The following is an 11,981-nucleotide window of genomic DNA, read 5'->3' as shown; positions in this document are numbered from 1 at the left end:
TGAACCGACCAACTTCGGGAGTTGAGTACAACCAACCTCAGGAGATTGAGTATGCTGAAACGAGCATTGCTGGCTCTCGCCTTTCTGGCGGCGCCGGCGGCGGCCTATGCCCAGGGGACCATCGAGGGCAGGGTGACCAATCCGGCCGGCGCCGGCCTCAGCGGCGCGAGGGTCGCGATCCCCGCGCTCGACATATCGGTGGGCTCGGGCGCCGGCGGCGCCTATTCGATTCCCGGCGTTCCGGCCGGCGACCACGCGGTCGAAGTCCGGCTCATCGGTTACGCGATTCAGACGCAGACGGTCTCGGTCGTGAGCGGCCAGACGGCAAACCAGGACTTCGCGCTGGAACTCCAGGCGATCAACCTTGGTGAGCTGGTGGTCGTCGGAAGCCGCGCGCAGCCGCGAACGGTGACCGAGTCGATGGTGCCCGTGGACGTGATCCCGGTGTCCGAGATCACCAGCCAGGCAGAGACGAACATCGACTTTCTGCTTCGCACCGTGGTCCCGTCCTACAACGTCCGCGTCGAGCCCATCAGCGACGCCGCCACGATCACGCGTCCCGCGAACCTGCGGGGGCTCGCGTCCGATCACACGATGGTGCTGATCAACGGGAAGCGGCGGCACCGCGGGTCGATCATCACGTGGCTCGGGGCCGGTCTCTCGGACGGAGCCCAGGGCGTCGACATCGGCTCCATTCCCGGCATCGCGCTGCGGCAGGTGGAGGTTCTGCGCGACGGCGCCTCGGCGCAGTACGGTTCCGACGCCATCGCCGGCGTGATGAACTTCATCCTGAAGGACGACCGCGACGGCGGCATGATCGAGGTCAAGAGCGGCAGCTACTACGAAGGCGATGGCGACATGCTCACCGTCGCCGGCAACGTCGGGGTTCCGCTGGGGGCTACCGGCTTCGCCAACCTCAGCGTGGAATACGGCAACCAGGATCCGACCGACCGGGCCATCCAGCGCGCCGATGCCATCGCGCTCCTCGCGGCCGGCAACAGCGCCGTCCGCACGCCGACGGCCCAGATCTGGGGGTCGCCCGAGGTCAACGACGACCTGAAGGTGTGGCTCAACACCGGTTACACGTTCAGCGACGACGAGCAGTTCTACGCCTTCGGGAACCTCTCCACCAAGGAGGTGGACGGCGGGTTCTTCTTCCGTAATCCGAACACGCGCGGCTCTGTGTTCAGTGGTGACGGCGGGAAGTCGCTTCTCATCGGCGACGTGCTGATGGCGAAGGGTCTCGGAACGGCGAACTGTCCGGAGGTCCCCATCACGAACCATGTGCCGGACCCGGTGGCGCTGGCGCAGGTCTTCGCGGATCCGAACTGCTTCTCGTTCCAGGAGATGTTCCCGGGCGGCTTCACGCCCCAGTTCGGCGGCAACGTCACCGACTGGTCCGTCGTCAGCGGCGTGAAGGGCGGCAACGAGGACGGCTTTACGTGGGATGCCAGCGCCAGCTTCGGCAGCCACACCGCCGACTTCTTCATCTACAACACGGTGAACGCGGCGCTCGGGCCGGAGACGCCCACGCACTTCGACCCGGGGCTGTACCGGCAGGATGAGTTCAACCTGAACTTCGACGTCGCGTACGAGGCCAGCGACGGGGTCCACCTCGCGGGCGGACTCGAGCGGCGGGAAGAGCGCTTCACGATCGGGCAGGGGCAGGACGAGTCGTGGAAGATCGGGCCCTACGCCGCGCAGGGCTTCAGCTCGTCCTCCAACGGCTTCCCGGGCTTCAGCCCGATCGCCGCGGGTAACTGGGACCGCCAGAACGTGGCGATCTACGGAGATATCCAGCTGGGCGGCAGCGAAGACCCGTGGACGCTCGGCGCCGCGTTGCGCCTGGAGGACTTCTCCGACTTCGGAAGCCAGTTGACGGGGAAGGTCTCGGGCCGCCTGCAGGTCAGCGACGCGGTCGCCCTGCGCGCGGGCGGGAGCACCGGCTTCCGCGCGCCGACGCCGGGGCAGCAGAACGCCTTCAACGTGTCGACGGTGTTCGACGCGACGATCGGCGACCTCGTCAACCGCGGCACGATCCCCTCGACGTCGGCCGTGGCGGCCCTTGAGGGCGGGCGGCAGCTGACGCCCGAGAAGGCGTTCAGCCTCACCGCCGGGGCCGTGTTCGACGCGGACGCGTTCAAGTTGACGGTGGACTACTACCGGATCGCGATCTCGGACCGCTTCGCGCAGACGCAGACGTTCAAGCTCGCGCCCGAAGACGTCACGCGTCTTCTGTCGGAGGGAGTCACGAGCGCGGCGAACCTCGCCGAGTTCCGGTTCTTCACGAACGACTTCAGCACGAGGACGCAGGGGCTCGATGTTGTGGCGAACTACACGCCCCCGGGGATGGGTGGCGCGACGAGCTTCAGCGCGCTCTTCAACTACAACGGCACGTCCGTCACCGATTTCAACCCCGACGTCATCGACTCGGACCGGGTGGATCAGCTCGAGCAGTCCGTCCCCTCGTGGCGGGGTTCGCTCAACGTGCTGCACTCGCTGGGCGGGGTTCGCACTCTCGTCCGCGGTACCTGGTACGATTCGTGGGTGGACGTCGGCGGCGTGGTGATCGGCGGCGTCGAGGGCACGGCCTTCCCCGGCCGGTTCCTCGTCGACTTCGAGTTGTCGACCGACCTCACGGACGACGCCGAGCTCACGATCGGCGCGAACAACCTGTTCGACACGTATCCGGCGACGCAGGCTCCGGACACGGCCGACGACGTCGGTCTGCTCTATCCGGAGAGCTCGCCGTTCGGCTTCAACGGCGGATACTACTACGTCCGCGTGAACTACCGGTGGTCGTGGCTGACCGGGTGAGTTCCGAAGCGTAGTCGGACGGGATCCGGGATCGCCGGTAGTCGAGGGCGAGCCCGGAGGGTAGGATCCGACCCCGGCGGGAGGCGAAGGCCGCCCCCCGCCGGGGTCGTGTTTTACGGAACCATCAGGACGCCGCGTCGCGCGGCGCAGGAAAGGGAATCCGTGGAGAACTTCCGCAACTTCCATATCGATGGGGCGTGGGTCGAACCGTCGGTCGACGACACGCTGGACGTGGTGAACCCGGCCACCGAGGAGGTGATCGGGGCCATCGCGATGGGTGGGCAGGCCGACGTGGACGCCGCGGTGGCGGCCGCGAAGGCCGCATTCGACTCGTTCTCGCAGACGGACCGGGAAGAACGGGTCGCGCTGCTGGAACGTATCTGCGACGGCTACGCGGCCCGTTCGGCGGAGTTGGCCGCGACGGTAAGCGCGGAGATGGGCGCGCCGATGGCGCTGGCCGCGCAGGCACAGGTCCCGTCCGGCCTGGCCCACTTCCGAACCATGCTGAAGATCCTCGCGGACTTCGAATTCGAGACGGACCTCGGAACTTCGCTCCTCGTGCGGGAGCCGGTGGGGGTGTGCGCCTTCATCACGCCGTGGAACTGGCCGCTGAACCAGATCGCCTGCAAGGTGGCGCCGGCGCTCGCGGCGGGGTGCACGATGGTGCTCAAGCCGTCGGAGGTCGCGCCGCTGAACGCGCTGATCTTCACGGAAATTCTGGATGAGGCCGGCGTGCCGCCGGGCGTCTTCAACCTCGTGAACGGCGCCGGTCCGGTGGTGGGCGCGGCGCTGGCGTCCCACCCCGACGTGGACATGGTCTCGTTCACGGGCTCCACGCGGGCGGGGGTGGAGGTGGCCCGGAACGCGGCGCCCACCGTGAAGCGCGTCGCGCAGGAACTGGGCGGCAAGTCGGCCAACATCATCCTGGACGACGCCGACTTCGGGCGCGCCGTGTCCCGGGGCGTCTTCGCCGTCTGCAACAACACCGGACAGTCCTGCAACGCGCCGACGCGCATGCTCGTGCCGCATTCGCGGATGGACGAGGCCGCGGAGATCGCGGCGGCGGCGGCCGGGAAGGTCGTGGTCGGCGCTCCGGGCGCCGAGGGGACGACGATCGGCCCGGCGGTGTCCGACGTGCAGTTCGACAGGATCCAGCGGCTGATCGAGCGGGGAATCGAGGAGGGTGCCCGCCTCGCGACGGGCGGCCCCGGTCGGCCCGAGGGACTGGAGCGTGGGTACTACGTCCGGCCGACGGTTTTCTCGCACGTGAACAACGAGATGGTCGTCGCGCGCGAGGAGATCTTCGGCCCGGTGCTCGTGCTCATCGGCTACGAGGACGACGATGACGCGGTTCGCATCGCGAACGACACGCTCTACGGTCTCGCCGGCTACGTGTCGGCCGGGGACCGCGAACGCGGACGGGCCGTCGCGCGCCGGATCCGGTCCGGCCAGGTCAACCTGAACGGCGCGCGTCCGGACTTCCGGGTGCCGTTCGGCGGCTACAAGCAGTCCGGCAACGGGCGCGAGTGGGGTCGCCACGGGCTCGAGGAGTTCCTCGAGGTGAAGGCGATCCTCGGCTATCACGAGGGGGCGAAGTGAGCACCGTATTGTCTTCGACATCGGCGCCGGCGGCGGGGGAGGCGGCCGGAGATGCCGCGATGGCGGCGATCGAACGTATCCCCCACCTGATCGGCGGCCGGGCGCGGCCCGGCACTTCGGGCCGGACGGCGCCCGTCTTCAATCCGGCCACCGGCCGCCGGACGGGCGAACTGCCGCTCGCGGGGGCCGGGGAGGTGGACGAAGCCGTCGCGACGGCCGCGGCGGCGTTCGAAGAGTGGCGCGGGGTCAGCGTCGCGCGGCGCACGAAGCTCATGTTCGCGTACCGCAACCTGGTCGCGGAAAACGCCGAAGAAATCGCGAAGCGGCTCACGGCCGAGCACGGCAAGGTGCTGGCCGACGCGATGGGCGAGGTCGCCCGCGGACTGGAGAACATCGAATACGCCTGCGGCCTCGCCGAACACCTGAAGGGGACGTACAGCGAGCAGGCGTCCACCGGCGTCGACGTCTATTCCGTCCGGCGGCCTCTCGGGGTCGTGGCCGGGATCACGCCGTTCAACTTCCCGGCCATGGTGCCGCTCTGGATGTTCCCCAACGCGGTCGCGTGCGGGAACGCCTTCGTGCTGAAGCCCTCACCGCGCGATCCGAGCGCCGCCAACTTCATCGCGGAACTCTTCCACGAGGCGGGCTTCCCGGCGGGCGTCCTGAACGTCGTGCACGGCGACGACGTGGCCGTGAACCGGCTGCTCGAACACCCCGACGTGCAGGCCGTCAGCTTCGTGGGGTCGACGCCGGTCGCCCGGCACGTGTACGAGACGGCCACCGCGCACGGAAAGCGTGTACAGGCGCTCGGCGGCGCCAAGAACCACATGGTCGTGCTGCCCGACGCGGACATCGACCTCGCCGCGGACTCCGCCGTCTCCGCCGCGTACGGATCGGCCGGTGAGCGGTGCATGGCGATCTCCGTCGCGGTCGCCGTCGGTGACAGCGCCGATCCGCTCGTCGACGCCATCCGCGCCCGCATGGAGAAGCTCCGCATCGGCCACGGCGACGATCCCGCCTCCGAGATGGGCCCGCTCATCACGGCCGAACACCGCGACCGCGTCGCGGACTACGTGCGCCAGGGCGCCGAGGCCGGGGCGCGCGTCGTGGTCGACGGCCGGGCCGCCCCCTTCGAGGGCGACGGCTTCTTCCTCGGCGTCACCCTCCTCGATGAGGTGACGCCCGACATGACCGTCTACCGGGACGAGATCTTCGGTCCGGTACTCTGCGTCGTGCGCGTGGGGACGTACCACGAGGCGGTCGACCTCGTGCGGGAAAACCCCTGGGGAAACGGGGCCGCGATCTTCACGCGCGACGGAGGCGCCGCGCGACAGTTCCAGGAGGATGCCGACGCCGGCATGGTCGGCCTCAACGTCCCGATTCCGGTGCCGGTGGGATACCACTCCTTCGGCGGCTGGAAGGAGTCGACGTTCGGGGCGCACGCGATCTACGGCCCCGAGGGGGTGCACTTCTACACGAAACCGAAGGTGATGACGACGCGCTGGCCCGACCCCGCCGGCAGCCGCGTCGACCTGGGGTTCCCCACGAACCGCTGACCCGCGTCCCGATCCCGGGGGCGCGGTGGACGGGGGGTCAGCCTCCCCCGCCGCCCGCTGTGGTCTCACCCCGCGTCTCGATGTTGCCGCTGTCGTCCACGGCGCGGCTCAGGATCGAGACCTCATCGCCGGCCGCGGCGGGATCGTACTCGTAGCTCCAGTCCGTTCGCCCGCGGGCAGGGTGCCACGTCTCTCCTCCATCGAGCGAGACTTCGACGGCCGCGACGATCCCACCCCCCGAATCCGAAGCGGTCCCCGAGATCGTGACCCTGCCGCTTTCGGCGTCCGGCGCCGAGGGCGGCCCGAACGAGGACACGGGCGCGTCGAAATCCGTCGACGCGGTCGCGGGGACGAGATCCGGCTGCATCGTGGCGGGCTGGACGCCCATGTCCGCGAACAGGTTCATCGTCGCCTGCTGCAGGACGAGGTCGGGACCGTGCGGGTCGACGCCCACGCGGGTGTCCGCGCCGTTCTGCCGCTCGGGTGGCACGCCGGTCTCCGTGTCGTGGTGCGCGTCGAGCCCCCACGACCACTGCAGCGTCCCGGCGCCGAACACGAGCGCGCCGCTCTCGTGCCGGTACAGCACCGCGTGATGCGTGGCCGTGCCCGTCTCGCAGCCGCGCCCCGGGTGCACGCAGTAGAGCGTGTTGTCGATCTCCGTCGCGGCCACCTGGAAGAGGCCGGGCGGCCGAAACCCGTTGTCGATGTCCGAGTCCCATTCGTGGCCGAGGATCCCCTTGATCGACACGTACCGCTCACCGGGCCGGAGGCGCGCGACCTCGGTGTTGCGCCAGAACCGCAGGTCGGCGAACTCGGCGTCCACGATGATGGGGTCGTTGCGCCACGCGTTCACCGTGAACAGCGTCCCCGTGAGGGCGTTCTCCGGCCACGGCCCTTCGGCATTGATGGATCGGTGGTCACGGAACTCGCCGGTCCATTCGACGGGGTCAAGCCGCCGGTGGTCCTGTGAGTCCTTGTACGTAACGAGTGTCCGGTAGGGCTCGCCCGAGCCGTCGATGCTCGCCTCCCAGCGCACCTTCCAGTACACCTCGTTCGAACTGAAGAATGCGAGGTTCAGGCCGGCGGCCCGGGCGGCTTCCACGTTCCGCCGCTGCCGTCCCGTCCAGTACTCATCGTGTCCGACCGAGAGGAAGACCTTGTGCTCCAGCAGTTCCTCGCCGCGGCGATCCGTGTCGATGCCCGAGGAATAGCTGACGTCGTACCCGTTGCGCTCCAGCCAGCGGACCATCGGATACTCGGAGTTGAAGACCTTGTTCACGGCCCGGTAGTGGCGCGTCTCGAAGGGCCGGTTGTAGCTGACTTTGGGCGCCCGCGGCTCTCCGCCATGGAGGCGGAGGCGCTCCGGGTTCAGCCGTCCGTACACGCTGTGCCCGCCGTAGCGGTTGTACGCCTGCCACGTGAGATCCGACGTCTGGAAGAGCATGTCGGACTCCCCGTCGTCGTCCCGCACGACGAAGTAGATGTGGCTGGCGCGCGCCTCGCGCAGGCCGTTCCGCATCACGGCCCGGAAGCCGGACGCCTCCCAAAGCGAGTCCTCGCCGGTCGGCGGGAGCGGCGTGGCCTCGAACTGGTCGTTCTTCACCCAGCCCTCGATCGGGTCCTCGCGCACGAGCCGTGCGAAGTAGATGCCCGAGGTCGCAGCCTCCGGCGCCTGCCAGGAGGCCGACACCGCCCAGTTGCCGCAGTCGACGAGCGGCGCGGGCCACGTCTCCATCCCGCCGCCCTCGGCCAGCACCGGGATCGGGCCCCGCAGACATTCGGGCTGGATCTGGGGCAGCGCCGCGGAAGGCTCGAACGAATCCACCCGGCGCGCGCCCATGCCGCCGTAGTAGCCCATGCGGTAGATGTCGATCCGGTAGTCGTCCGAGTCGGTGTCGATCTTGAACTCGATCGTCTCCCCCTGGGCGATCGCGATGTCCGTGCCGAAGCCCTGAATGCTGGGGTCGCCGTAGCTGTTGATGTCCCACTCCGTCGGCGGGTGCCCCTCGAGACAGTTCTCCGCTACGATCTCGTTGGCGGGGTTCGCGCACGGATCCCCCACGGACACCTGCAGGCTGCAGCCGGAGCCGGCGGCGACCGCGAGCGGAAAAACGACGGAAGCGGGGAACGCAGCGCGGCTCCCGCCACGGGCTGCCAGGGACGCGGACATGGAGATCTCCCGGCCAGAGTGGGCGCCGGCTGGCCCTCCCGGCCGGCGCGTCCCCGGAACATGACTTCGCCCTCGGAAGTCTACAACGGGCGGTGGCGAGCTTCGTCGGGTCAGCCGCCCCCGCCCGGCGCCTCCAGGTTGCCGCTGTCGTCCACGGCGCGGCTCAGGATTGAGACCTCGCCGCCGGCCGCGGCCGGGTCGAACTCGTAGCTCCAGTTCGTGCGGCCACGGGCCGGGCGCCACGTCATCCCGCCGTCCAGCGACACCTCGACGGCAGCGACCACGCCGCCCCCGGCGTCCGAAGCCGTCCCGCGGACGGTCATCAGGCCGCTCTCCGCATCGGGCCCGGAGGGAGTCTCGAAGGAGGACGTCGGCGCGACGTCATCCGTCGAAGCCGTGGCCGGCACCAGGTCCGCCTGGATCGTGGCGGGCTGCACGCCCATGTCCGCGAACACGTTGAGCGTTGCCTGCTGCAACACCAGATCCGGGCCGTTCGGGTCCACTCCGACCCGCGTGTCCATGCCGTTCTGGCGCTCGGGCGGGACGCCGGTCTCGGTGTCGTGGTGGGCGTCGAGGCCCCACGGCCATTGCAGTGTCCCCGTGTCGAAGACGAGCGAACCGCTCTCGTGCCGGTACATGACCGCGTTGTGCGTGGCCGACCCCGTCTCGCAGCCCCGACCCGGGTGGACGCAGTACTGCAGGTTGTCGATCGTCGTCGCGGAGAGCCGGAACAGCCCCGGCGGGCGGAAGCCGTTGTCGATGTCCGAGTCCCACTCGTGGCCGAGGATTCCCTTGATCGACACGTAGCGCTCACCGGGCTGGAGCCGTGCGACCTCCGTGTTCCGCCAGAACCTCAGGTCGGCGAACTCGGCGTCCACCATGAGCGGGTCGTTCCGCCACGCGTTCACCGTGAACAGCGTGCCGGTGAGGGCGTTCGCCGGCCACGGGCCCTCCGGGTTGATCGAACGGTGATCGCGGAACAGACCCGTCCACTCGACCGGATCGAGCTTCCGGTGGTCCTGCGATTCCTTGTAGGTCACGAACGTGCGGTACGGCTGCTCCGCTCCATCGATGCTCGGCTCCCAGCGCACCTTCCAGAAGATGTCGTTCGAACCGAAGAAGCCGAGATGCACGCCGGCCGCGAGCGCGGCCTCCACGTTGCGCCGCTGCTGGCCCGTCCAGTACTCGTCGTGTCCCACCGAGAGGAAGACCCTGTGCTCGAGCAGTTCCTCGCCGCGTCGGTCCGTGTCGACCCCCGACGAGTAACTCACGTCGTAGCCGTTGCGCTCGAGCCAGCGGACCATCGGGTACTCGGAGTTGAACACCATGTTCACGGCCCGGTAGTGCCGGTTCTCGAAGGGCCGGTTGTAGCTCACTTTCGGCGCGCGCGGGGGTCCGCCGTGGAGCCGGAGGCGCTCGGGATTCAGGCGTCCGTACACGCTGTGGCCGCCATAGCGGTTGTACGCCTGCCAGTTGAGGTCCGAGGTCTGGAAGAGCAGGTCCGACTCGCCGTCGTCGTCCCGCACGACGAAGTAGATGTGGCTGGCGCGCGCCTCGCGCAGCGGGTTCCGCATCACGGCGTGGAAGCCCGGCGCCTCCCAGAGCGAGTCTTCGCCCGTCGGCGGGAGCGGCGTCGGCTCGAACGCATCGTTCTTCACCCAGCCCTCGATCGGGTCCTCGCGCACGAGCCGGGCGAAGTAGATTCCCGACGTCGCGTCCTCGGGCGCCTGCCAGGAGGCCGACACCGCCCAGTTGCCGCAGTCGACGAGCGGCGCGGGCCACGTCTCGAGGCCACCCCCCTCGGCGAGCACCGGGATCGGAGCGCGCAAGCACTCGGGCTGGATCTGGGGCAGCGTCGCAGCGGGATCGAAGGAATCCACCCGGCGCGCGCCCATGCCGCCGTAGTAGCCCATGCGGTAGATGTCGATCCGGTAGTCGTCGGAGTCCGTGTCGACCTTGAACTCGATCGTCTCGCCCCGGTTGATCGCGATGTCGGTCCCGAAGCCCTGGATGCTGGGATCGCCGTAGCCGTTGATGTCCCATTCCGTGGGCGGGTGACCCTCAAGACAGTTCTCCGCCACGATCTCGTTGGCGGGATCCGCACACGCCTCCTCCATCGTCATTTGGGGCGGCGCGCAGGCGCCCGCGAGGAGCAGCGTCGAGGCGGGGAGGAAGAAGTAAGACGGACGGAAGCGCGGGCGTAGCTGGGTCATGGCGACATCTCCGGGCCCGAATCAGCGTGTGGACGGCCGACCCTCCGGCCGCCCCGTCTCCGCAACATGAGCCCGGAGTCCGAGGTCTACAACGCCCCCGCGGGCCCGACGCGTCGGGCCGGGCGGCTAAGGCAGTCGCAGGGCCTCGGAGTAGACGCGGCCGAAGCGGTCCGTGGCCTCCACGCGCACCTCCGCCACGCCGGGTTCGACGGGCGCCTGGAACATGTGGTTCGTGATGCGCGGTTCGACCCACGATCGGCGCGGCGGAAGGTCCTCTCCCGTGTGCAGTTCGACGCTGAGCGGATCCAGTCCGTTTCTTCGCGTCATCAGCCCCCGGGCCTCGCCGTCGGCGAACCAGCGCACGGTCCACTCCGGATCCCAGTCCCACACGTTCGCGACGACCGCCCCCGGCGCGTTCGGGTCGGACCCCGGCGCGTACAGCCGCATCTGGTGCGTCGCGTCGAACCCGGTGGACTTGTAGCGCCACGAGATCTCCTCGCCCGCCGCCTCGTAGACGCAGTAGCCGTTCGGGGCGCCGTCCCAGCAGATGGGCCCGCTCCACCACGCGCCGCAGATCGCACCCGCCACGTGCTCGTGCGTGCCCGCTTCGAACACATGCTCCAACTCGTGCGTGTGGCCCGTGAGGATATGCGCCTGGAAGGGCTCCAGCAGCCGATAGAGCGCGTCGCGATTCATGATCGCGCCGGGCGGATCGGGGGAGGTCAGGCCGCGTCGAACGTGGTTGCTCCCGAGCGCCGGGATGTGCGTGGCCACGATGACCGGTGCCCCCGCCTCCACGCGGCTCAGGTCCGCCGCCAGCCAGGTCAGCGCGTCCGCGTCCAGGTAGCCGAGATATCCGCTCCCGTGCCAGAACACGTCGTCGAGCACCACGTAGTGAACGGCGCCCCGGTCGAACGAGTAGTAGCGCGGCCCGAAGTGGCGGGAGAAGGTGTCCGAGGAGGCCTCGTCGGTGGGGCTCTCCATGTCGAGGTCGTGATTCCCGATCACCTGGAAGAACGGAACCCCGATCCTCCGCACGCCACGCTCGTACTCCGGATAGAGCTCGAGACGGTCGTACATGATGTCGCCGTCGGAGATGCCGAAGACGTGCATGTCGCCCAACTCCCGCACGGTCTGCTGGAGGTCCGGGACGGAGCGCTCGTGAAACCACCCCATCTCCTCCTCGGTCTCCGTCTGGATGTCCCCGAGGAGCAGGAGCGCGTGGCGTTCGTCCGACATGCCGAGCGGGGCGAGGTCGAACGCGACGGACATCTCGCTCCGCGTCGGGTCGATGCGCTCGTAGAAGCGCGCGGTGCCGGATGGGTTCGTCGGGATCTCGTATCCGGACGGGACCCGAACCCAGACGAAGCCCCGGTCGGCCGAGGTCACGAGTTCGAAGCGGCCGTCGGCGTCGGAGTCCACGACCTGGAGTCCATCGGAGACCGCGATCCGCCCCACGCCGCGGCCTCCCGCGCGGACCATCCCCCGCACGCGAATCGGGTTCGCGGTCCCGGAGATGCGGGGAAGAGGATCGTAGGGGGCGGCGAGGAGAGACTGCGCGCGCGTCGCCAGTCCGGCTGCCGTGAAGGCGCCGGTCTTGAGGAACGTCCGCCGGTTCAACATGTG

The 11,981-nt window shown here is 69.3% G+C and carries 6 protein-coding genes; 3 read left to right on the top strand and 3 right to left on the bottom strand.

Translation table 11 applies throughout. The features are described from left to right. Window positions 1-51: 51 nt before the first annotated feature. From ACOGI9_RS11450 to ACOGI9_RS11440, 3 genes are all read left to right on the top strand, one after another. Window positions 52-2,817 (top strand): TonB-dependent receptor, encoded by a 2,766-nt coding sequence (locus ACOGI9_RS11450; protein WP_419857251.1) that lies wholly within the window; start codon window positions 52-54, stop codon window positions 2,815-2,817. A 162-nt stretch (window positions 2,818-2,979) separates the two neighbouring features. Further along, complete coding sequence (locus ACOGI9_RS11445) at window positions 2,980-4,416, top strand: aldehyde dehydrogenase family protein (RefSeq protein ID WP_419857250.1); 1,437 nt, start codon at window positions 2,980-2,982, stop codon at window positions 4,414-4,416. A 59-nt stretch (window positions 4,417-4,475) separates the two neighbouring features. After that, entirely contained in the window at window positions 4,476-5,972 is a 1,497-nt protein-coding gene (locus tag ACOGI9_RS11440) for a CoA-acylating methylmalonate-semialdehyde dehydrogenase (RefSeq protein ID WP_419859286.1), read from the top strand. Window positions 5,973-6,009: 37 nt separating this feature from the next. Here ACOGI9_RS11440 and ACOGI9_RS11435 read toward each other — a convergent pair whose 3' ends face one another. The 3 genes from ACOGI9_RS11435 to ACOGI9_RS11425 form a co-directional block, all read right to left on the bottom strand. Beyond that, the gene (locus ACOGI9_RS11435; protein WP_419857249.1) at window positions 6,010-8,142 is read right to left on the bottom strand and encodes a N,N-dimethylformamidase beta subunit family domain-containing protein; all 2,133 of its coding nucleotides are present in this window, start codon (window positions 8,140-8,142) and stop codon (window positions 6,010-6,012) included. 110 nt (window positions 8,143-8,252) lie between these two features. Continuing rightward, on the bottom strand, window positions 8,253-10,355 hold the full coding sequence (locus ACOGI9_RS11430) for a N,N-dimethylformamidase beta subunit family domain-containing protein (RefSeq protein ID WP_419857248.1): 2,103 nt from the start codon (window positions 10,353-10,355) through the stop codon (window positions 8,253-8,255). Window positions 10,356-10,481: 126 nt separating this feature from the next. Continuing rightward, window positions 10,482-11,978 (bottom strand): calcineurin-like phosphoesterase C-terminal domain-containing protein, encoded by a 1,497-nt coding sequence (locus tag ACOGI9_RS11425; protein ID WP_419857247.1) that lies wholly within the window; start codon window positions 11,976-11,978, stop codon window positions 10,482-10,484. Window positions 11,979-11,981 lie beyond the last annotated feature (3 nt).

Origin of the sequence: Candidatus Palauibacter irciniicola (genome assembly GCF_965208695.1) — a bacterium.
GTDB lineage: Bacteria > Gemmatimonadota > Gemmatimonadetes > Palauibacterales > Palauibacteraceae > Palauibacter > Palauibacter irciniicola.
The sequence above is the reverse complement of the archived record's forward strand: the minus strand, read 5'-3'. Positions and strand labels throughout refer to the sequence as shown.

Coding starts and splice junctions, on each gene's coding strand:
- ACOGI9_RS11450 (WP_419857251.1), top strand. CDS start 52: ATGCTGAAACGAGCATTGCTGGCTCTCGCCTTTCTGGCGGCGCCGGCG.
- ACOGI9_RS11440 (WP_419859286.1), top strand. CDS start 4,476: ATGGCGGCGATCGAACGTATCCCCCACCTGATCGGCGGCCGGGCGCGG.
- ACOGI9_RS11435 (WP_419857249.1), bottom strand. CDS start 8,142: ATGTCCGCGTCCCTGGCAGCCCGTGGCGGGAGCCGCGCTGCGTTCCCC.
- ACOGI9_RS11430 (WP_419857248.1), bottom strand. CDS start 10,355: ATGACCCAGCTACGCCCGCGCTTCCGTCCGTCTTACTTCTTCCTCCCC.
- ACOGI9_RS11425 (WP_419857247.1), bottom strand. CDS start 11,978: ATGTTGAACCGGCGGACGTTCCTCAAGACCGGCGCCTTCACGGCAGCC.